The sequence below is a fragment of the Bacillus sp. 05T31 genome, assembly GCF_056396725.1.
The window spans coordinates 1-18,865 of the sequence record NZ_JBFTMA010000016.1 but is presented as its reverse complement, the minus strand read 5'-3'; the positions used below and the strand labels follow the sequence as shown (position 1 = coordinate 18,865).

The 18,865-nt window shown below is 38.5% G+C and carries 30 protein-coding genes, 1 rRNA gene and 1 pseudogene; 30 read left to right on the top strand and 2 right to left on the bottom strand.

Annotated features, from left to right (window positions below):
* Positions 1–3 precede the first annotated feature (3 nt).
* From rplX to AC1DJR_RS02135, 27 genes and pseudogenes are all read left to right on the top strand, one after another.
* The gene (rplX, locus tag AC1DJR_RS02265; protein WP_000558201.1) at positions 4–315 is read left to right on the top strand and encodes a 50S ribosomal protein L24; all 312 of its coding nucleotides are present in this window, start codon (positions 4–6) and stop codon (positions 313–315) included.
* Positions 316–341: 26 nt separating this feature from the next.
* Positions 342–881: a 50S ribosomal protein L5 gene (gene rplE / locus AC1DJR_RS02260; protein ID WP_002091528.1), complete on the top strand. Its 540-nt coding sequence runs from the start codon at positions 342–344 to the stop codon at positions 879–881.
* 33 nt (positions 882–914) lie between these two features.
* The gene (rpsN, locus tag AC1DJR_RS02255; RefSeq protein WP_001085700.1) at positions 915–1,100 is read left to right on the top strand and encodes a 30S ribosomal protein S14; all 186 of its coding nucleotides are present in this window, start codon (positions 915–917) and stop codon (positions 1,098–1,100) included.
* Between the two features lie 29 nt (positions 1,101–1,129).
* Positions 1,130–1,528 (top strand): 30S ribosomal protein S8, encoded by a 399-nt coding sequence (rpsH, locus tag AC1DJR_RS02250; protein ID WP_002009764.1) that lies wholly within the window; start codon positions 1,130–1,132, stop codon positions 1,526–1,528.
* Positions 1,529–1,560: 32 nt separating this feature from the next.
* Positions 1,561–2,100: a 50S ribosomal protein L6 gene (gene rplF, locus AC1DJR_RS02245; RefSeq protein WP_002009762.1), complete on the top strand. Its 540-nt coding sequence runs from the start codon at positions 1,561–1,563 to the stop codon at positions 2,098–2,100.
* Between the two features lie 31 nt (positions 2,101–2,131).
* Positions 2,132–2,494: a 50S ribosomal protein L18 gene (gene rplR, locus AC1DJR_RS02240; protein ID WP_002009761.1), complete on the top strand. Its 363-nt coding sequence runs from the start codon at positions 2,132–2,134 to the stop codon at positions 2,492–2,494.
* A 21-nt stretch (positions 2,495–2,515) separates the two neighbouring features.
* Positions 2,516–3,016 carry a 30S ribosomal protein S5 gene (gene rpsE, locus AC1DJR_RS02235; protein ID WP_002063426.1) on the top strand — a complete coding sequence of 167 codons (501 nt, stop codon included), beginning with the start codon at positions 2,516–2,518 and terminating at the stop codon, positions 3,014–3,016.
* Positions 3,017–3,029: 13 nt separating this feature from the next.
* Complete coding sequence (rpmD, locus tag AC1DJR_RS02230; RefSeq protein ID WP_002009757.1) at positions 3,030–3,212, top strand: 50S ribosomal protein L30; 183 nt, start codon at positions 3,030–3,032, stop codon at positions 3,210–3,212.
* 33 nt (positions 3,213–3,245) lie between these two features.
* Positions 3,246–3,686 (top strand): 50S ribosomal protein L15, encoded by a 441-nt coding sequence (gene rplO / locus AC1DJR_RS02225; protein ID WP_002009754.1) that lies wholly within the window; start codon positions 3,246–3,248, stop codon positions 3,684–3,686.
* Positions 3,686–4,987 (top strand): preprotein translocase subunit SecY, encoded by a 1,302-nt coding sequence (secY, locus tag AC1DJR_RS02220; protein ID WP_002091534.1) that lies wholly within the window; start codon positions 3,686–3,688, stop codon positions 4,985–4,987. Before rplO ends, secY begins: the two co-directional genes overlap by 1 nt.
* A 54-nt stretch (positions 4,988–5,041) precedes the next feature.
* Entirely contained in the window at positions 5,042–5,692 is a 651-nt protein-coding gene (locus AC1DJR_RS02215) for an adenylate kinase (RefSeq protein ID WP_113770694.1), read from the top strand.
* Positions 5,692–6,438, top strand: a complete 747-nt coding sequence (gene map, locus AC1DJR_RS02210; RefSeq protein ID WP_000582542.1) for a type I methionyl aminopeptidase — start codon at positions 5,692–5,694, stop codon at positions 6,436–6,438. Before AC1DJR_RS02215 ends, map begins: the two co-directional genes overlap by 1 nt.
* A gap of 68 nt (positions 6,439–6,506) precedes the next feature.
* Complete coding sequence (gene infA / locus AC1DJR_RS02205; RefSeq protein WP_001029884.1) at positions 6,507–6,725, top strand: translation initiation factor IF-1; 219 nt, start codon at positions 6,507–6,509, stop codon at positions 6,723–6,725.
* A gap of 35 nt (positions 6,726–6,760) precedes the next feature.
* Positions 6,761–6,874, top strand: coding sequence for a 50S ribosomal protein L36 (rpmJ, locus tag AC1DJR_RS02200; protein ID WP_000868344.1), 114 nt, complete (start codon positions 6,761–6,763; stop codon positions 6,872–6,874).
* Between the two features lie 21 nt (positions 6,875–6,895).
* Positions 6,896–7,261 carry a 30S ribosomal protein S13 gene (rpsM, locus tag AC1DJR_RS02195; RefSeq protein ID WP_002091539.1) on the top strand — a complete coding sequence of 122 codons (366 nt, stop codon included), beginning with the start codon at positions 6,896–6,898 and terminating at the stop codon, positions 7,259–7,261.
* Between the two features lie 24 nt (positions 7,262–7,285).
* A complete protein-coding gene (gene rpsK, locus AC1DJR_RS02190) occupies positions 7,286–7,675 on the top strand; it encodes a 30S ribosomal protein S11 (RefSeq protein ID WP_002009745.1) in 390 nt (129 codons plus the stop codon).
* 180 nt (positions 7,676–7,855) lie between these two features.
* Complete coding sequence (locus AC1DJR_RS02185; protein ID WP_002091540.1) at positions 7,856–8,800, top strand: DNA-directed RNA polymerase subunit alpha; 945 nt, start codon at positions 7,856–7,858, stop codon at positions 8,798–8,800.
* Between the two features lie 35 nt (positions 8,801–8,835).
* Entirely contained in the window at positions 8,836–9,198 is a 363-nt protein-coding gene (gene rplQ / locus AC1DJR_RS02180; RefSeq protein WP_000331490.1) for a 50S ribosomal protein L17, read from the top strand.
* A 104-nt stretch (positions 9,199–9,302) separates the two neighbouring features.
* The gene (locus AC1DJR_RS02175; protein ID WP_477001940.1) at positions 9,303–10,145 is read left to right on the top strand and encodes an energy-coupling factor ABC transporter ATP-binding protein; all 843 of its coding nucleotides are present in this window, start codon (positions 9,303–9,305) and stop codon (positions 10,143–10,145) included.
* Complete coding sequence (locus tag AC1DJR_RS02170; RefSeq protein ID WP_002124690.1) at positions 10,121–11,002, top strand: energy-coupling factor ABC transporter ATP-binding protein; 882 nt, start codon at positions 10,121–10,123, stop codon at positions 11,000–11,002. Before AC1DJR_RS02175 ends, AC1DJR_RS02170 begins: the two co-directional genes overlap by 25 nt.
* Complete coding sequence (locus AC1DJR_RS02165) at positions 10,990–11,784, top strand: energy-coupling factor transporter transmembrane component T family protein (protein ID WP_429687388.1); 795 nt, start codon at positions 10,990–10,992, stop codon at positions 11,782–11,784. Before AC1DJR_RS02170 ends, AC1DJR_RS02165 begins: the two co-directional genes overlap by 13 nt.
* Before the next feature lie 14 nt (positions 11,785–11,798).
* Positions 11,799–12,455, top strand: a pseudogene (truA, locus tag AC1DJR_RS02160) (tRNA pseudouridine(38-40) synthase TruA); the annotation flags it as partial.
* 8 nt (positions 12,456–12,463) lie between these two features.
* A complete protein-coding gene (gene rplM, locus AC1DJR_RS02155) occupies positions 12,464–12,850 on the top strand; it encodes a 50S ribosomal protein L13 (protein ID WP_477001939.1) in 387 nt (128 codons plus the stop codon).
* Positions 12,851–12,871: 21 nt separating this feature from the next.
* Positions 12,872–13,264, top strand: coding sequence for a 30S ribosomal protein S9 (gene rpsI, locus AC1DJR_RS02150; protein WP_002009728.1), 393 nt, complete (start codon positions 12,872–12,874; stop codon positions 13,262–13,264).
* Between the two features lie 161 nt (positions 13,265–13,425).
* Positions 13,426–13,854: a DUF2521 family protein gene (locus tag AC1DJR_RS02145; RefSeq protein ID WP_002029335.1), complete on the top strand. Its 429-nt coding sequence runs from the start codon at positions 13,426–13,428 to the stop codon at positions 13,852–13,854.
* Positions 13,855–13,920: 66 nt separating this feature from the next.
* Positions 13,921–14,634 carry an N-acetylmuramoyl-L-alanine amidase CwlD gene (cwlD, locus tag AC1DJR_RS02140; RefSeq protein ID WP_002009721.1) on the top strand — a complete coding sequence of 238 codons (714 nt, stop codon included), beginning with the start codon at positions 13,921–13,923 and terminating at the stop codon, positions 14,632–14,634.
* 144 nt (positions 14,635–14,778) lie between these two features.
* Positions 14,779–15,846, top strand: a complete 1,068-nt coding sequence (locus AC1DJR_RS02135; RefSeq protein ID WP_088293531.1) for an Mrp/NBP35 family ATP-binding protein — start codon at positions 14,779–14,781, stop codon at positions 15,844–15,846.
* A 53-nt stretch (positions 15,847–15,899) separates the two neighbouring features.
* Here AC1DJR_RS02135 and gerD read toward each other — a convergent pair whose 3' ends face one another.
* A complete protein-coding gene (gene gerD / locus AC1DJR_RS02130; RefSeq protein ID WP_002009716.1) occupies positions 15,900–16,514 on the bottom strand; it encodes a spore germination lipoprotein GerD in 615 nt (204 codons plus the stop codon).
* 139 nt (positions 16,515–16,653) lie between these two features.
* Here gerD and kbaA point away from each other — a divergent pair, with 139 nt between their 5' ends.
* On the top strand, positions 16,654–17,265 hold the full coding sequence (kbaA, locus tag AC1DJR_RS02125) for a KinB signaling pathway activation protein KbaA (protein ID WP_002091555.1): 612 nt from the start codon (positions 16,654–16,656) through the stop codon (positions 17,263–17,265).
* A 124-nt stretch (positions 17,266–17,389) separates the two neighbouring features.
* Here kbaA and pdaB read toward each other — a convergent pair whose 3' ends face one another.
* A complete protein-coding gene (pdaB, locus tag AC1DJR_RS02120) occupies positions 17,390–18,154 on the bottom strand; it encodes a polysaccharide deacetylase family sporulation protein PdaB (protein WP_002091556.1) in 765 nt (254 codons plus the stop codon).
* Positions 18,155–18,347: 193 nt separating this feature from the next.
* Here pdaB and AC1DJR_RS02115 point away from each other — a divergent pair, with 193 nt between their 5' ends.
* Together AC1DJR_RS02115 and AC1DJR_RS02110 are read left to right on the top strand one after the other, a co-directional pair.
* Positions 18,348–18,566, top strand: a complete 219-nt coding sequence (locus AC1DJR_RS02115) for a hypothetical protein (protein WP_002139933.1) — start codon at positions 18,348–18,350, stop codon at positions 18,564–18,566.
* 224 nt (positions 18,567–18,790) lie between these two features.
* Positions 18,791–18,865: ribosomal RNA gene (locus tag AC1DJR_RS02110) — 16S ribosomal RNA — on the top strand; the annotation flags it as partial.

The following is an 18,865-nucleotide window of genomic DNA, read 5'->3' as shown; positions in this document are numbered from 1 at the left end:
AAGATGCATGTAAAAAAAGGTGATAAAGTTCAGGTAATCACTGGTAAAGACAAAGGAAAACAAGGTGTTATCCTTGTGGCTTTCCCAAAGCAAAACCGTGTTATCGTTGAGGGTGTTAACATCGTTAAAAAACACTCTAAGCCATCTCAATTAAATCCACAAGGTGGAATTATTACGAAAGAAGCACCTATTCACGTTTCTAATGTTATGGTATTAGATCCGAAAACAGGCGAACCTACTCGCGTAGGCTTCAAAGTAGAAGATGGTAAAAAAGTGCGTATTGCAAAAAAATCTGGTGAATTATTAGATAAATAATTTTCTTAAGAAAGGAGGTCACTTCATTGAATCGCCTTAAAGAGAAGTTCCAAAAGGAAATTACTCCTGCTCTAATGAGCAAGTTTAACTATAAATCTGTGATGGAAGTACCGAAAATCGAAAAGATCGTAATCAACACTGGTGTTGGTGACGCGGTATCTAACTCAAAAGCTTTAGACAATGCAGTAGAAGAATTAACTCAAATCGCAGGTCAAAAACCTGTTGTAACTCGCGCTAAAAAATCAATCGCTGGTTTCCGTCTTCGTGAAGGTATGCCAATCGGTGCGAAAGTAACTTTACGCGGTCAGCAAATGTATGAGTTCTTCGACAAATTAGTATCAGTTTCTTTACCACGTGTACGTGATTTCCGTGGTGTTTCTAAGAAATCATTTGATGGTCGTGGGAACTACACATTAGGTGTTAAAGAGCAACTAATTTTCCCTGAGATTGATTATGATAAAGTAAGTAAAGTCCGAGGTATGGACATCGTAATCGTTACTACAGCGAAAACTGATGAAGAAGCTCGTGAACTTTTAACACAATTCGGTATGCCATTCCAAAAATAATGGAAGCCAACGCTAAGTAGAGGAGGCGAAAACGTGGCTAAAAAATCTATGATCGCGAAACAAAAGCGTACTCCTAAGTTTAAAGTACAAGAGTATACACGTTGCGAACGCTGCGGTCGTCCGCATTCTGTATACCGCAAATTTAAGCTTTGCCGTATTTGTTTCCGTGAACTTGCATATAAAGGTCAAATTCCTGGTGTTAAAAAAGCTAGTTGGTAAAACCCACAAATGGGAAGGAGGTAAAACACATGGTGATGACAGATCCAATTGCAGACATGCTTACTCGCATCCGTAATGCGAATATGGTACGTCATGAGAAATTAGAGGTTCCTGCTTCTAAAATCAAAAAAGAGATCGCTGAACTTTTAAAACGTGAAGGTTTCATTCGTGATGTAGAATACATCGGGGATAACAAACAAGGTATCCTTCGTATTTTCCTGAAATATGGTGCAAACAATGAACGTGTAATCACTGGATTAAAGCGTATCAGTAAACCTGGCTTACGCGTTTACGCAAAAGCTGATGAAGTACCTCGTGTACTTAACGGATTAGGTATCGCTCTTGTTTCTACATCTAAGGGAGTAATGACAGACAAAGATGCTCGTCAATTACAAACTGGTGGAGAAGTAGTAGCATACGTTTGGTAATATATATTTAAAACGAACGGAGGTGTGACCACATGTCTCGTATTGGTAAAAAGATTCTTGAAATCCCTGCAGGTGTTACTATTACAGTTGCAGAAGACAATACTGTAACAGTAAAAGGCCCTAAAGGTGAATTAACTCGTACTTTCAAAACTGATATGTCTATCAAAATTGAAGAAAATACACTAACAGTTGAGCGTCCATCTGAACAGAAGGAACACCGTGCATTACACGGTACAACTCGTGCTTTAATCGGAAACATGGTTGAAGGTGTAACTACAGGTTTCGTACGCGGACTTGAATTAGTCGGTGTTGGTTACCGTGCTCAAAAACAAGGTGATAAACTTGTTTTAAGCGTAGGTTATTCTCATCCAGTAGAAATGACTCCAGAAGCAGGACTTGAAGTTGAAGTACCTGTACCAACTAAAATCGTAATTAAAGGTATCGACAAGCAACGTGTTGGCGAATTTGCTGCTAACATCCGTGCTGTACGTGCTCCTGAGCCATATAAAGGTAAAGGTATTCGTTACGAAGGCGAAGTTGTTCGTCGTAAAGAAGGTAAAACTGCTAAGTAAACCCGTTAGGTGAAAGAAAGGAGTGACAAGAATGATCACTAAAGCTGCTAAAAATGCGACTCGTAAGAAAAGACATGCACGTGTACGTGCTAAACTTACTGGTACTGCAGAACGTCCACGTTTAAACGTGTACCGTTCTAACCAACATATTTACGCTCAAGTTATTGATGATGTAAATGGTGTAACATTAGTAAGTGCATCTACTCTTGATAAAGACCTTGCTCTTAACGGTACTAGCAATACTGAAGCTGCTACGAAAGTTGGAGAATCAGTTGCTAAGCGTGCTGTAGAGAAAGGCGTTAAAGAAGTAGTATTTGATCGCGGTGGTTACTTATACCATGGCCGTGTTAAAGCTCTAGCTGAAGCTGCTCGTGAGGCTGGATTACAATTTTAATGGTCAAAGGAGGGAAAATTGATGCAACGCATTGACCCAAGTAAATTAGAACTTGAAGAACGTGTAGTTACGATAAATCGTGTCGCGAAAGTTGTTAAGGGTGGTCGTCGTTTCCGCTTTGCTGCACTAGTTGTAGTTGGCGATAAAAACGGTCATGTTGGATTCGGTACTGGTAAAGCACAAGAGGTACCAGACGCAATCCGTAAAGCTATCGAAGACGCTAAGAAAAACCTAATCGCAGTACCATTAGTTGGTACAACAATTCCACATACAATCAACGGTCATTTTGGAGCTGGTGAAGTATTCTTAAAACCTGCTGCTGAGGGTACTGGTGTTATTGCTGGTGGACCTGTTCGTGCGGTACTAGAATTAGCTGGTGTACAAGATATTCTTTCGAAATCTCTTGGTACTAACACACCAATCAACATGATTCGCGCTACTGTGAACGGATTAAGCGAACTTAAGCGCGCTGAAGATGTTGCAAAATTACGCGGTAAATCTGTAGAAGAGCTACTAGGTTAAGGAGGGAAAACAAATGGCGAAAAAGTTAGAAATTACCCTCACTCGTAGTGTAATTGGTCGTCCACAAGATCAACGTGCGACGGTAGAAGCTTTAGGTCTTAAAAAGTTGAATTCAACTGTAGTTAAGGAAGAAACTCCTGCTATTCTTGGTATGATCAACAAAGTTTCTCACCTTATCTCTGTAAAAGAAGCTTAAGGATAACTCATTAATATAAGGAGGTGCCTGGGAATGAAACTTCATGAATTAAAACCTGCAGAAGGTTCTCGTAAAGTACGTAACCGTGTCGGTCGTGGTATCGGTTCTGGTAACGGTAAAACTGCTGGTAGAGGTCATAAAGGACAAAACGCACGTTCTGGCGGCGGTGTTCGTCTTGGCTTCGAAGGTGGTCAAACTCCACTATTCCGTCGTTTACCAAAACGCGGCTTCACAAACATTAACCGTAAAGAGTTTACTATTGTAAACTTATCAACGTTAAATCGTTTTGAAGATGGTACAGAAGTAACACCTGAATTATTGCTGGAAACTGGCGTTATCAGCAAGTTAAACGACGGTGTTAAAATTCTTGCAAGCGGAGCAGTAGAGAAAAAATTAACTGTTAAAGCGCACAAGTTCTCTTCAAGTGCTAAAGAAGCAATTGAAGCAGCTGGCGGATCAGTTGAGGTGATCTAATGTTTCGTACAATCTCCAACTTTATGCGCGTTGCTGAGATAAGACGTAAAATATTATTCACTTTAGCGATGTTAGTCGTATTCAGGATTGGCACGTTTATCCCAGTGCCATTTACAAATGGAGACGTACTGAAAGCACAAGATCAATTAAATGCCTTAGGTATCCTAAATACATTTGGCGGTGGCGCCTTGAAGAACTTCTCCATCTTCGCGATGGGAATCATGCCGTATATTACAGCATCCATCATCGTGCAATTATTGCAGATGGATGTTGTTCCTAAATTTTCGGAATGGTCGAAGCAAGGCGAAATGGGCCGTCGTAAACTAACGCAATTCACGCGTTACTTTACAATTGTTCTTGCGTTTATTCAGGGGTTTGGTATGTCAATCGGTTTTAACGGTATGGTAGGTGGGCAATTAATTTTGAATCCAGGTTGGAGCACTTATTTATACATTGCTACGGTACTGACTGCTGGTACTGCATTTTTAATGTGGTTAGGTGAACAGATTACATCTAAAGGTGTAGGTAATGGTATTTCCATTCTTATCTTTGGTGGTATTGCCGCAGCGATCCCAAGTGTTATATCTCAAGTGTATCAACAACAGTTTCAAAATATCGGAGATCAATTGTTCATGAGTATCGTTAAAGTTGCATTGATTTTACTAGCTGTGCTAGCAGTTATTGTTGGTGTTATTTTCATTCAACAGGCTGTTAGAAAGATCCCAATTCAATACGCGAAGCGTGTAACAGGAGGGAATGGGAATCATGCTGGAGCACAAAACACTCATTTACCACTTAAGGTAAATAGTGCGGGTGTTATTCCAGTCATTTTTGCTGTTTCATTCTTAATTACGCCTCCAACTATTGCACAGTTCTTCCCGAAACATGATGTATCGCAGTGGATTATTGCAAACTTTAACTATTCTCACCCAGTGGGAATGATCATATATGTTGCGCTCATTGTAGCCTTCACATATTTCTATGCATTTGTTCAGGTTAATCCAGAGCAAATGTCAGAGAATCTAAACAAGCAAGGTGGATATGTTCCAGGTATTCGTCCGGGTAAGAATACAGAACAATATCTAACAAAAATCTTGTATCGTTTGACCTTTGTGGGATCAATTTTCCTAGCAGCGATTGCAATCTTACCAGTTATCTTTACGAAATTGGGAAATCTTCCTCCATCTGCACAGATTGGTGGAACGAGTATGTTAATCGTTGTCGGCGTTGCTTTAGAAACAATGAAGCAGCTAGAAAGCCAATTGGTAAAACGCCATTACAAAGGGTTTATCAAGCAGTGAGTAAGTGGGAAGAACTGTCTTCCCTACATGCTCATGTACTGAGGGGGAACAAGGATGAACTTGATTTTAATGGGGCTTCCTGGTGCTGGTAAAGGTACACAAGCCGAACAGATTGTTGCCAAGTATAACATCCCTCACATCTCAACAGGAGATATGTTCCGTGCAGCTATGAAGGCTGAAACTGAACTTGGTTTACAAGCAAAATCTTTTATTGATAAAGGTGCGCTTGTTCCAGATGAAGTTACAATTGGAATTGTTCGTGAACGTTTAAGCCAAGAAGACTGTATTAAAGGCTTCTTATTAGATGGTTTCCCACGAACTGTTGCACAAGCATCAGCTCTTGAAGAGATTATGAAAGATCTTGGCAAAAAAATCGACTATGTTTTAAACATTAATGTGGATTCAGGGTTGTTATTAACACGCCTTACAGGCCGTCGCATTTGTAAAGAATGCGGTGCGACTTACCACTTAGAATTCAATCCGCCAGCAAAAGCTGATGTGTGCGATAAATGTGGTGGCGAATTATATCAACGCTCTGATGACAATGAAGAAACTGTAGCAAATCGTTTAGATGTAAATATTAAGCAAACAAAACCTTTGCTTGATTTCTACGAGGAGCTTGGCTACTTACAAAGCATTAATGGTGAGCAAGATATCAATAAAGTATTTGCTGATATCGATGTTCTCATCGGAGACTTAGCGTAATGATCATCTGCAAAACTCCTCGCGAGATAGAAATCATGCGAGAAGCTGGCAGGATCGTTGCTTTAACTCATCAAGAGTTGAAACAACATATTACTCCAGGAATTACAACGAAAGAGCTCGATCAAATAGCGGAAAAGACGATTCGAAAATATGGTGCTACGCCATCTTTTAAAGGATACAACGGATTTCCGGGGAGCATTTGTGCTTCTGTAAATGAAGAGCTTGTACACGGGATTCCAGGGAAGCGTAAGCTCGAAGAGGGCGATATCATCAGTATCGATATTGGTGCGAAATACAATGGGTACCATGGTGATTCTGCATGGACGTATCCAGTTGGAAACATTTCTGAATCTGTTCAAAAGCTACTTGATGTCACAGAAAAATCGTTGTATCTTGGTCTAGAACAAGTAAAACCAGGCGAAAGATTATCAAATATCTCGCATGCGGTTCAAACACATGCTGAAGAGAATGGGTTCTCGATCGTTAGGGAGTATGTTGGTCACGGAATCGGGCAAGACTTACATGAGGACCCTCAAATCCCGCACTATGGTCCACCAAATAGAGGCCCTAGATTAAAGCCGGGAATGGTCATCTGTGTTGAGCCGATGGTGAATCAAGGAAGACGATATGTAAAAACACTATCTGATGACTGGACAGTGGTAACGGTAGATGGTAAATGGTGTGCCCATTTTGAGCACACGATTGCTCTTACAGAAGCAGGATACGAAATCCTTACCACTTTATAAGTAGCTGGCTCTCCGGGATTTCAGAGCAGTGTAAAATGTTACTGATTTGAAGAAGGGAGAACTATTGAATGGCTAAAGATGATGTAATTGAAGTCGAAGGTACCGTTCTTGAAACGTTGCCAAATGCTATGTTCAAAGTAGAATTAGAGAATGGGCATGTCGTATTGGCTCACGTTTCTGGTAAAATCCGTATGAACTTCATTCGTATTTTACCAGGAGACAAAGTTACGGTAGAATTATCTCCGTACGATTTAAATCGTGGTCGTATTACGTACCGTTTTAAATAATATAGCACTCCGTAATCTTTAAGGAGGTTCGAGACATGAAAGTAAGACCGTCAGTTAAACCAATCTGCGAAAAATGTAAAGTTATTCGTAGACGTGGAAAAGTAATGGTTATTTGTGAAAACCCTAAACATAAACAAAAACAAGGTTAATCAGAAGGAGGTGCATTCAGAATGGCACGTATCGCAGGTGTAGATATTCCTCGTGACAAGCGCGTTGTTATTTCTTTAACTTACGTATTCGGCATTGGTCGCCCAACTGCTGAAAAAATCATTACAGAAGCTGGTATTTCTTCGGAAGCACGAGTTCGTGATTTATCGGAAGATGAATTAGGACGTATCCGTGATATCATCGATCGTATTAAAGTTGAGGGAGACCTTCGTCGTGAAGTATCTCTTAACATTAAACGTCTAATGGAGATCGGTTCTTACCGTGGTCTTCGTCACCGTCGTGGTTTACCAGTTCGTGGTCAAAACTCTAAAAACAATGCTCGTACACGTAAAGGTCCACGTCGTACAGTAGCAAATAAAAAGAAATAATAAGTAAAGGAGGTTGAACTAACAATGGCACGTAAAACAAACACTCGTAAAAAACGTGTGAAAAAGAATATTGAAGCTGGTATAGCTCATATTCGTTCTACTTTCAACAACACAATCGTAACACTTACAGATACTCACGGTAACGCACTTTCTTGGTCTAGTGCTGGTGCACTTGGTTTCCGTGGATCTCGTAAATCTACTCCATTCGCTGCGCAAATGGCTGCTGAAGCTGCTTCTAAAGTTGCAATGGAGCATGGTTTAAAAACTTTAGAGGTTACTGTTAAAGGTCCTGGTGCTGGTCGTGAAGCTGCAATTCGTGCTCTTCAAGCGGCAGGTCTAGAAGTAACAGCAATTAGAGATGTTACTCCAGTTCCTCATAATGGATGTCGTCCACCAAAACGTCGTCGTGTGTAATTTTTCTGTATAGAATTTTCCCTTTTGTCTATAATGGATATGATGCATTATCGAGAAATTTCGTACAGAAACATCGCTTGTTGTGCACAATCGGGAACTGCCTAAGGGGGACTTTCGGTTAAACAGAGGTTCTTCCTTTGTTTAACCGGGGTTTCGACGTTTTGAAGGAGGGTTTAGTTAATGATTGAAATCGAAAAACCGAAAATCGAAACGGTTGAACTTAACGAAGATGCTAAGTATGGTAAATTCGTGATTGAACCGCTTGAGCGTGGATATGGTACTACTTTGGGTAACTCCTTACGTCGTATTCTTTTATCCTCACTCCCTGGTGCCGCTGTAACTGCTATCCAAATCGATGGCGTTTTACACGAATTTTCAACAGTTGAGGGCGTAGTAGAAGATGTTACTACGATGATTTTAAACTTGAAAAAGTTAGCTCTTAAAATCTACTCTGAAGAAGAGAAGACGTTGGAAATCGATGTACAGGGCGAAGGTATTGTCACAGCTGCTGATATTACTCACGATAGTGATGTTGAAATCTTAAATCCAGATTTACACATTGCAACGTTAGCAAAAAATGCGCATTTCCGCATGCGTTTAACTGCAAAGCGTGGCCGTGGGTATACGCCAGCTGTTGCAAATAAAAGCGAAGATCAACCAATAGGAGTAATTCCTATTGATTCTATTTATACTCCAGTATCACGTGTGACTTACCAAGTGGAAAAGACACGTGTCGGACAAGTGGCTAATTATGATAAGCTTACGCTTGATGTATGGACGGATGGAAGCATCGGGCCAAAAGAAGCTATCTCTTTAGGTGCCAAAATCTTAACTGAGCATTTAAATATCTTTGTTGGTTTAACTGACGAAGCACAAAATGCTGAGATTATGGTCGAGAAGGAAGAAGATCAAAAAGAAAAAGTTCTTGAGATGACTATCGAAGAACTAGATCTTTCTGTTCGTTCTTATAATTGCCTAAAACGTGCAGGAATTAATACTGTACAAGAGCTTGCGAACAAAACAGAAGAAGATATGATGAAAGTTCGTAACTTAGGACGTAAATCCTTAGAAGAAGTTAAACATAAACTTGAGGAATTAGGTTTAGGTTTACGTAAAGACGACTGAGGATTTAAACCCATCAACAAAGGAGGGAACTACGAATGGCATACAGAAAATTAGGCCGTACAAGTGCGCAACGTAAAGCTATGTTACGTGATTTAGCTACTGATTTAATTATCAACGAGCGCATCCAAACGACAGAAACTCGTGCAAAAGAACTTCGTTCTGTAGTGGAAAAAATGATCACTTTAGGTAAACGCGGAGATCTTCATGCTCGTCGTCAAGCAGCAGCTTTCATCCGTAATGAGGTTGCTAACGCTGAGACTGGTCAAGATGCACTTCAAAAATTATTCGCTGATGTAGCTCCACGCTATGCTGAGCGCCAAGGCGGATACACTCGTATTGCAAAAATTGGTCCACGTCGCGGAGACGCAGCACCAATGGTAATTATCGAGTTAGTATAATGATGATTAAAAGGGCAGGACAGTTCTTTTCAAGTAACTGGTCATGGCCCTTTTTTTTTAAGTATAAAAATAGGCTAACTTGRCGAAAGAAAGGGTGCCTTGTATTGAAAAAAGAGAAACTTCGGACAGAAAATATATCATTTCAATATCCTGGGGCAGCCTCTTATGCATTAAAAGATGTTTCGTTTTCCTTATATRAAGGAGARTGGGTATCTGTTATTGGACAAAATGGTTCAGGGAAGTCTACACTTGCAAAATTATTGAATGGCTTATTTTTACCGGAATCAGGGAAAATTACTTTAAATGATACAATGATTTTATCAGAGGAAACAGTATGGGATGTTCGAAAGCAAATTGGKATGGTATTTCAAAATCCAGATAATCAATTTGTTGGAACGACAGTACAAGATGACGTTGTATTCGGCCTAGAGAACATCGGAATGCCGAGGGAGCAGATGATAGAAAGACTAGAACAAGCTCTGCAACTTGTCCGTATGGAAGATTTTTTAAATGAAGAACCCCATTCGTTATCTGGTGGACAAAAGCAGCGAGTCGCAATAGCAGGTGTTCTAGCACTTCAACCATCTATTTTAATACTAGATGAAGCAACTTCAATGTTAGACCCTCAGGGGAGACGTGAAGTAGTAGAAACGGTCAGACAACTTGTTGATCAAAAGGGTATTACGGTATTATCGATTACGCACGATTTAGAAGAAGCGGCACAGTCAGACCGTATTATTATTTTGAACAAGGGAGAAATACTAGAGGAAGGTACTCCAGAGCAAATTTTCAAATCCTCTCATATGCTCCAAGAGATTGGATTAGATGTACCTTTTTCGGTGAAAATAGCAGAATTATTAAAAAGAAATGAAATTCACTTGCAAAATACGCATCTTACAATGGAAAGCTTGGTGAACGAACTTTGGAGATTACATTCCAAAAAGTAGAACATCGTTATCAATATAAAACTCCATTTGAAAGACGCGCACTTTATGATGTAGACGTGTCGTTTCCAAGTGGGGGCTATTATGCCATTATCGGTCATACTGGTTCAGGTAAGTCGACGATGATTCAACATTTAAATGGTTTATTGCAGCCGACAAATGGTACGGTTCAAATTGGTGAACATTTAATTTCAGCAGGGAAGAAAGAGAAAAAGCTTAAGCCGCTACGAAAAAAAGTAGGGGTTGTCTTTCAGTTTCCAGAACATCAACTATTTGAAGAAACAGTTGAAAAGGACATTTGTTTTGGACCGACTAATTTTGGTGTATCTGAAGAAGAGGCAAAACAAAAGGCGAAAGATGCAATCCAGCTTGTTGGATTGGACATAGAGTTATTAGCACGTTCTCCGTTTGAATTAAGCGGTGGGCAAATGAGGCGTGTTGCAATAGCAGGCGTACTTGCGATGGAACCCGAAGTGCTTGTATTAGATGAACCTACAGCAGGGCTTGATCCAAAAGGACAGCACGAGCTCATGGAGATGTTTTACAATTTGCATAAGGAACAGGGGCTTACAGTCATTCTTGTTACCCATAATATGGAGGATGCCGCTAAGTATGCAGATCAAATAGTGGTCATGCATAAAGGAACGGTCTTTTTGCAAGGAAGAGCAGAGGAAGTATTTTCATATGCTGATGAATTAGAACAAATCGGTGTGGATCTTCCAATGTCTTTAAAGTATAAACGTGCAATTGAAGAGAAGTTTGGTATTTCAATTTCGAAGGCTACCTTATCTTTAGAGGATCTTACTCATGAAGTTGTACAGGTGTTACGAAAAGGTGGTCATGAATCATGCAGCAGTTGATTATTGGGAGATATATTCCAGGTCAGTCACTCATTCATCAACTTGATCCTCGTACGAAGCTGTTGATTGTCTTTTTATATGTATTTGTTGTTTTCTTAGCAAATAATGCGATTTCATATGGATTTTTATTTTTATATGCACTCATTGCTTTATTTTTTGCAAAAGTGCCGATTCGTTATGTACTTTCGGGCTTAAAACCAATTTTATGGATTTTTCTTTTTACATTTTTCCTGCATATTTTTACAAATAAAGAAGGGGACGTACTATTCCAGCTTGGTTGGTTTTCGATACATGAAAAAGGATTAGAGCAAGGGATATACATTTCTATACGATTCTTCGTTATTATTTTAATGACGACATTATTAACGTTAACGACGACACCTATTGAAATTACAGATGGGTTGGAGACGTTATTAAAGCCGTTCAAGCGTATAAAAGTTCCTGTTCATGAAATCGCATTAATGATGTCAATTTCACTACGTTTTATCCCGACATTAATGGATGAAACGAGTAAAATTATGAAAGCACAAGCGTCACGGGGCATTGATTTCGCCGGGGGACCTATAAAAGATAGGATGAAAGCTATTATCTCACTACTCGTTCCATTATTTATCAGTGCTTTTAAGCGTGCAGAGGACTTAGCGATTGCGATGGAATCTCGTGGATATAAAAGTGGCGAAGGACGTACTAAATTTAGGCAACTACGCTGGAAAATAAGTGATACAGTAACAATTGTAAGCTTACTTTGTTTAGCTTGTATTTTGGCATGGGTGCGGTCGTAATGGAGAATAGAGAAATGGAAAGAATAAAATGTACAGTTGCATATGATGGCATTCATTTTTGTGGTTACCAAATTCAACCACAGCAGCGGACTGTTCAACAAGAAATAGAGAAAGCATTGCAGAAGTTGCATAAAGGAGAACTTGTTCGTGTGCAGGCATCAGGCAGAACGGATTCTACTGTTCACGCCAAAGGACAAGTGATACACTTTGATACACCTTTGTCTCTTGAAGAGTGGCAATGGAGTAATGCTTTAAATACAATGTTGCCGGATGATATTATTATCAGGCAGGTAGAGAAGAAAACAGAAGAATTTCATGCACGTTACGGTGTCGAGAAAAAAGAATATCGCTATCGTGTATTATTATCAAAAACTGCGGATGTATTCCGTAGAAATTACGTATATCAATATCCATATCCACTCGAAATAAACTCTATAAGAAAAGCGATTCCTTATTTTATTGGAACGCATGACTTTACTTCTTTTTGTTCGGCAAAAACTGACAAAAAAGATAAAGTACGAACAATTTATGAAATCGAATTAATTGAGCAAGACGATGAATTAATTTTTCGCTTTGTAGGTAATGGATTTTTATATAATATGGTCAGAATTATTGTTGGTACGTTACTTAGCGTAGGTCAAGGAAAGCTTGATCCGGATAGTATTCCAGAGAATGGTATGTGGTTGATGCTGAAGGTCAAACTTTAGGTCGCCTATCTACTGAAGTAGCATCCATTTTACGTGGTAAACACAAACCAACATTTACACCACACGTTGACACGGGTGATCATGTAATTATTATTAACGCTGAGAAAATTCATTTAACAGGTAATAAATTAAACGATAAAATTTACTACCGTCACACTAACCACCCAGGTGGACTTAAGCAAAGAACAGCTCTAGAAATGCGTACAAACTACCCTGTACAAATGTTAGAGCTTGCAATTAAAGGCATGCTTCCAAAAGGACGTTTAGGACGTCAAGTGTCTAAGAAATTAAACGTGTATGCTGGAGCAGAGCATCCACACCAAGCACAACAACCAGAAGTTTACGAACTTCGCGGATAATTAATTAAAGGAGGGCTTACTTTGGCACAGGTTCAATACTATGGCACTGGACGTCGTAAGAGTTCAGTAGCGCGCGTACGCCTAGTTCCAGGCGAAGGACGCGTTATTATTAACGGTCGTGATTTTGAAAACTATATCCCATTTGCTGCATTACGTGAAGTAGTGAAACAACCTCTAGTTGCAACAGAAACTTTAGGTAACTACAATGTACTTGTAAACGTAAATGGTGGTGGATACACTGGTCAAGCTGGTGCTATTCGTCACGGTATTTCTCGCGCTTTATTAAAAGCTGATCCAGAATACCGTCTAACATTAAAACGTGCGGGTCTATTAACTCGTGACGCACGTATGAAAGAGCGTAAAAAATACGGTCTTAAAGGCGCACGTCGTGCACCTCAGTTCTCAAAACGTTAATTTTTGCGAACTACAAACCCCAACCATTTTGGTTGGGGTTTTTTATGTTTAATTCTTCTTTTGTAATTTTTTTAGCTTGGAATATTTTAGTGCTACCGTCCTACGTATGCTTCTTCTTTAGAAGTTTAGACTAATACGTATTAGGGAGGTTTATAAGTACTATGAATGTCATTGTCAGCTTACAAGAAAAACAAAAAGAAAAGCAGTTAAAATACGAGCGGAAGATGCTGCGAGAATTATCATTAAAAACATTGCGTTTAAATATTCGTGATGCCTTTCAAATGCAAGAACTTCATCGTCAGTATGAAGATTATTGCATTGAACTAGGGATAGAATCTTATTTATTAGGAGCGAGATACAGTAAATTTGGTTATCATGGCGAATCATTCTTTGATGTGAAATATAGGGCTTTAGAAGAAGAACAACAATTAACTGAAACGTTATTTCAATTTTTAACGAGTATGACTATACGTGAAATTAAGTTGCAAGACGAGGAATTGCTTTTTGAATCTTGCCAGCAGTTTATCGGCTTGTGGTGGCAGGAAGGCTATGAAAAAGGCGAAAGAAGATATCGATTAAAGCTACACTAAGACAAGCATAAACTTTCCTCTTGTCCCATATAAGTAATTAGAGGGACTAGCTGGAGGAGGAAAGGTATGAAGAGAATTCGAATTATCTCTTTTGCGCTCGCTGCGGTTGTTTTGTTTTTTTTAGTTAAACAAGAATTTCAAATTACAAAATCGTGGCGAGCTTGGAATTTACCCTTATCAGGGAAAGTGATTGTACTAGATGCTGGGCATGGTGGGCCAGACGGAGGGGCTGTTGGTGGAAAGGATATTGTAGAAAAAGATATTACACTTGAGATTACAAAAAAGGTACAAGATTATTTACAAGAACAAGGTGCTTTAGTTATTTTAACGCGTGAAGGAGATTATGATTTAGCTAATAAAGATACAAAGTCATATAGTAGACGTAAAGCAGAGGATTTAAAAAAGCGTGTTGAGATCATTAATAAGCCTGATGTAGACTTTTTTGCGAGTATTCATTTAAATGCCCTAACTAGTAGTGGATCTAAGGGCGCACAAACGTTCTACTATCGTTCTTCTATTGAAAATGAACGGGCTGCGAAATTTATACAAGCTGAATTGAGAACAAGCTTAGAAAATACGAATCGTTCTGCTAAAACAATTCCTCACGTGTATTTATTGAAGTATGCCAAAACACCAGGTGCTTTAATTGAGGCTGGCTTTTTATCGAATGTGAATGAAAGATATATGTTAAATTCGGAGAAATACCAACAAAAAGTAGCTGCTGCAATATATCGTGGTATATTACGTTATTTTACGGAAAAAGGAAATCCTCCAGAATAAGGAGGATTTTTTCGAGTTTCTCTCGTTAACGAAGTTTTCCGAAAATATGTTATACTGGAAATGTAAACGCATTTATTTCAAAAATAAAGAGAGATAAATTTAATTAACAATACGTTATTTTTCATACAGGGGGCTGGGCTAATTATGGTAACAAAAGAGCAGGTAGTGGAAGCATTGGAAGGGATTGTAGATCCGTTTATACATAAAACGTTAAAAGAAACAAATGCAATTAAAGAGGTGACAGTCAAGCCTGAGAAGGAACATGTAAGTGTTAAAATTGCAATTGTAAAGACGGGTACAGCGGAACAAATGCAGTTGCAGTCTGGAATTGTAAAGTTAGTAAAAGAACTTGGAGCAACAACAGTGGGACTTCGTTTTGCAGAATTTACAGAAGAGGAATTAGCTCAGTTTGCACCACCGCAAGAGGARGAGAAAAGTGAATCCTTATTATCACCGAACTCAAATACAACATTTTTAGCAGTGGCAAGTGGAAAAGGTGGAGTAGGGAAATCAACTGTTTCTGTTAACCTTGCAATTGCTTTAGCTCGTTTAGGCAAAAAGGTTGGTATCATYGACGCGGATATTTACGGTTTTAGTGTACCGGATATGATGGGTATAGAAAAACGTCCAATCGTAAGAGGTGATAAGATAATACCAGTGGAGCGTCTAGGCGTGAAAGTAATCTCAATGGGATTCTTTGTAGAAGATAACGCACCTGTTATTTGGAGAGGACCGATGCTTGGGAAAATGTTAAATCACTTTTTCACAGAAGTAGAGTGGGGTGATTTAGATTACTTAGTATTGGACCTACCACCAGGTACGGGTGATGTTGCTTTAGATGTACATTCGATGTTGCCGGCTTGTAAAGAGATTATTGTAACAACGCCGCATCCAACAGCGGCATTTGTAGCAGCGCGCGCTGGAGCCATGGCTTTACGTACAGAACATAGYATTCTTGGTGTTGTTGAAAATATGGCGTATTTTGAAAGTAAAGCAACTGGTGAAAAAGAGTATGTGTTTGGAAGAGGTGGAGGAGATAAATTGGCTACGGAACTCCAAACGGATATACTTGGCCGAATTCCACTTCAACAACCTGATTGGAATAAAGAGGACTTTGCGCCGTCAGTATATGAAGATACACATACAACGGGTCTCATTTATCGTACGATAGCTGAGACAGTTATTGATAAAACAGCTGTCGCGCAAAAATAAAGTAGTAATGAGTGGACAATATATACATTGTCCACTCAGTGCTATAATTTTTATTATTGTTCTTTGTTCCCATCTTGAGAACCGCCTTCACCACCTGCGCCTTTCTTATCAGACCCACCTTTTTCGGCTTTTTGTACACCTTTACTAATGATGTCAATCATCTTAGCTTGGAAGAGAGGACTTTCGGCAGTTTCAGTTAGTACTTGCTGTAAATATTGACGATATTCTTTACTCTTCATTGTTTGTAACATAATTTTCTCTACTTCAGGATTTTTCATAATCTCTATAACACCTGATTGGTATTCAGGATCTTTTAGTAAAGTTTTCATTAAGTTTGTTTGTTCTTTTCCCATACTTTTAGCAAATTTCGATGAGAACTCAGGGTCTTTAAAGAGCTTTTCCCAGAATTGTTGCCCTTTTTCAGATACCAGTGCATCTTCAATCGTTTTCTTTACTACTGTTTCATCTAGTATGAGTGCTTGTTTCATTTTTTCATCAGTTAATACATCTTGGATCGCTTTTTTTCCTTGATCGGTTTTTAAAATATCAACAATCATTTTTTTTGTTTGATCATAATCAAGTTCGGATTTTGCTTCTTTTTCTTGTGCACATGCCGCTAGTGCTATAAATAGAAAAGAAGAAATCAAAACGAGCAGCATCCGTTTCATAAGTTGGAGCTCCTTTCAGCAAAGTTCTCTTTTTTTAATATAAATCTCTTTAAGGAATTTATACATTAACATGGCTAGCTTTTTGAAATTGTCATTGTTACAATTTAATTAGAAATATAAGAATAATGGGGGATGTGTTGTGAATAGCCGCAAGTGGGTACGACTATTTTTTACGACRTTGTTTCTTGGTGGGATTAGCACAGTCTTTATTGGTTTTGTTTTAGAGTGGGACAAGTACGCTAAATTTTTTCAAAATTTCGACGGAAAAGAGATTTTAGCAATTTCCTTTTGGTTGATGGGCGTAGGATTTATTTTTAGTGTTATAAGTCAAATGGGGTTCTTTGCGTATTTAACGATCCATCGTTTTGGATTAGGGATGTTTCGGTCATCTTCTTTATGGAATACAGTGCAACTGTTCTTTATTGCGTTCGTATTATTTGATTTCGTTTATTTAAGGTCAGTACTTGTTGCAAATGGGGAAGTTTCATTAGGGAATAACATACTTGTTGCTGGGATGTTATTTATGTTTGGGGCAATCGTCGCTTATATAAAGAGTAAAGAAACGAATAAAAAAGCATTTGTTCCCGCTCTGTTCTTTATGGTTGTTGTAACAATTCTTGAATGGGTACCAGCGCTCAGGATTAATGATACAGATTGGTTATATTTAATGGTGATACCACTTTTATTATGTAATTCATATCAGTTACTTGTATTGCATCGTTTAATTGGACAAAAGAGTAAGTCAGCTTAATGAGGAGAGTGGATTTTTAATTATCCAGATTCTTACCGTCTGTAAATGCTAGGATAAAAAAGCTCTGCTATCTTAACAAAAGATAGCAGAGCTTTTTATGTGTGAAGGACCGTGTAGAAAGGAACTACTTAATATCTTCACTTTTTGTACTTGTGTTGGAAATAAGTTGTGATACAGATGTTTGTTCATATCCGTCGCTCTTTAATTTTTGTAAGAGTAATGGTAAAGCCTTATTTGTTTGAAGGGCAGAATCAGAAGCATGTAATAAGACGATATCTCCACCCTTTAAATTGCTAGAGACTGTGGAAATGATTTTATTTACGCCGGGATTTTTCCAGTCATTTGAATTGTTACTCCAATGAACGATGGTGTATCCGAGTGATTCCGCTATTTTAAGAGTTGTTTTGTTAAAATCGCCACTAGGTGGACGTAATAGCTTGACTTGTTTTACGCCAAGTTTCGTAAAAACATCTTGTGCCCGCAAAAGATCTCGTCGTATTTCATTTGCTTCTAGTGAAGTGTAGGATGTGTAATTATAGCCCATACTACCAATCTCATGTCCATCTTTCATGATGCGTTCGACAATATCGGGGTGTCTTTCAGCCCATGCAGCAGAGAGAAAGAAGGTTGCATTCTTAATTTCTCTTTCTTTGAGTGTATTAAGGATTGGAATAGCTTTTTTGTCCCCCCAACTAATGTCAAACGTGAATGCAACTTGTTTTTTTGCAGTGTCCCCTTTGTAAATCACTTTAGGGCCAGTAGCAGTTGAAAAAGCAGATTCATGTGAATATGTTTTTAAAAAGAGTAGCCATGCTGTAAATAAGGAAAGTACGATTATTAAGCTAATGTGTTTAAATGTTCTTTTACTCGTAATAAAAAAGAAAAACATAATATTACGCCCCTTTGTCCAATCCTTTTCAGTTACATATATGCTTTAAATTAAAAAAAGAGAACAAGGGATTAATATCGTAAGTGGTGGATATAATGAGTGATAGAATTTTGTTTTTTGATGATACAGTATTGATAATTGAAAATGAGTGGGGCGTTTATCGGTACACGTAAGGAGTTATTGGGGTGATAATTTGCTTGGGATTATGTTGACGAAGGAAGAGAAAAAAGAAATGGAATACATACTGAAGAGAGAGTTAGAGGAACTTTTATTTGATTTTGAAGATGAGCGTATACATAGCGTTGTAAAAAAGGCGATGGAAGAAAGGTATAAAATCATTTTTTGTTTATTTCGGAGAGTTGCTAATAGGGAAGAATGTATTCGTTATGTAAGAAAAAGAATTTTTTATTAAAAAGTGTTGACGCTAAGAGTAAGGATATGATAWATTAATAAACGTCGCTGATGCRGAAACGCAGWAAACGACAAAAAAGAAATTRAAAAACTTRGTTGACATCGAAAAAYGAAGATGTTAACATAAGGAAGTCGCAAWTGAGCGRCSAAGTAGTTCTTTGAAAACTGAACGAAACAAACAACGTGAACGTCAATTTTTATTTTTAGATGCTAGACAAACTAACTTTATTGGAGAGTTTGATCCTGGCTCAGGATGAACGCTGGCGGCGTGCCTAATACATGCAAGTCGAGCGAATGGAT

Bases quoted from the DNA above. Each gene is read 5' to 3' on its own strand.
- gerD (WP_002009716.1), bottom strand. From the start codon at position 16,514: ATGAAACGGATGCTGCTCGTTTTGATTTCTTCTTTTCTATTTATAGCA.
- rpsK (WP_002009745.1), top strand. From the start codon at position 7,286: ATGGCACGTAAAACAAACACTCGTAAAAAACGTGTGAAAAAGAATATT.
- AC1DJR_RS02165 (WP_429687388.1), top strand. From the start codon at position 10,990: ATGCAGCAGTTGATTATTGGGAGATATATTCCAGGTCAGTCACTCATT.
- pdaB (WP_002091556.1), bottom strand. From the start codon at position 18,154: ATGTTTTTCTTTTTTATTACGAGTAAAAGAACATTTAAACACATTAGC.
- rpsE (WP_002063426.1), top strand. From the start codon at position 2,516: ATGCAACGCATTGACCCAAGTAAATTAGAACTTGAAGAACGTGTAGTT.
- rplQ (WP_000331490.1), top strand. From the start codon at position 8,836: ATGGCATACAGAAAATTAGGCCGTACAAGTGCGCAACGTAAAGCTATG.
- rpmJ (WP_000868344.1), top strand. From the start codon at position 6,761: ATGAAAGTAAGACCGTCAGTTAAACCAATCTGCGAAAAATGTAAAGTT.
- rpmD (WP_002009757.1), top strand. From the start codon at position 3,030: ATGGCGAAAAAGTTAGAAATTACCCTCACTCGTAGTGTAATTGGTCGT.
- secY (WP_002091534.1), top strand. From the start codon at position 3,686: ATGTTTCGTACAATCTCCAACTTTATGCGCGTTGCTGAGATAAGACGT.
- AC1DJR_RS02185 (WP_002091540.1), top strand. From the start codon at position 7,856: ATGATTGAAATCGAAAAACCGAAAATCGAAACGGTTGAACTTAACGAA.
- rplF (WP_002009762.1), top strand. From the start codon at position 1,561: ATGTCTCGTATTGGTAAAAAGATTCTTGAAATCCCTGCAGGTGTTACT.
- infA (WP_001029884.1), top strand. From the start codon at position 6,507: ATGGCTAAAGATGATGTAATTGAAGTCGAAGGTACCGTTCTTGAAACG.
- rplX (WP_000558201.1), top strand. From the start codon at position 4: ATGCATGTAAAAAAAGGTGATAAAGTTCAGGTAATCACTGGTAAAGAC.
- rplR (WP_002009761.1), top strand. From the start codon at position 2,132: ATGATCACTAAAGCTGCTAAAAATGCGACTCGTAAGAAAAGACATGCA.
- rplO (WP_002009754.1), top strand. From the start codon at position 3,246: ATGAAACTTCATGAATTAAAACCTGCAGAAGGTTCTCGTAAAGTACGT.
- cwlD (WP_002009721.1), top strand. From the start codon at position 13,921: ATGAAGAGAATTCGAATTATCTCTTTTGCGCTCGCTGCGGTTGTTTTG.
- AC1DJR_RS02145 (WP_002029335.1), top strand. From the start codon at position 13,426: ATGAATGTCATTGTCAGCTTACAAGAAAAACAAAAAGAAAAGCAGTTA.
- AC1DJR_RS02215 (WP_113770694.1), top strand. From the start codon at position 5,042: ATGAACTTGATTTTAATGGGGCTTCCTGGTGCTGGTAAAGGTACACAA.
- rpsM (WP_002091539.1), top strand. From the start codon at position 6,896: ATGGCACGTATCGCAGGTGTAGATATTCCTCGTGACAAGCGCGTTGTT.
- map (WP_000582542.1), top strand. From the start codon at position 5,692: ATGATCATCTGCAAAACTCCTCGCGAGATAGAAATCATGCGAGAAGCT.
- rpsH (WP_002009764.1), top strand. From the start codon at position 1,130: ATGGTGATGACAGATCCAATTGCAGACATGCTTACTCGCATCCGTAAT.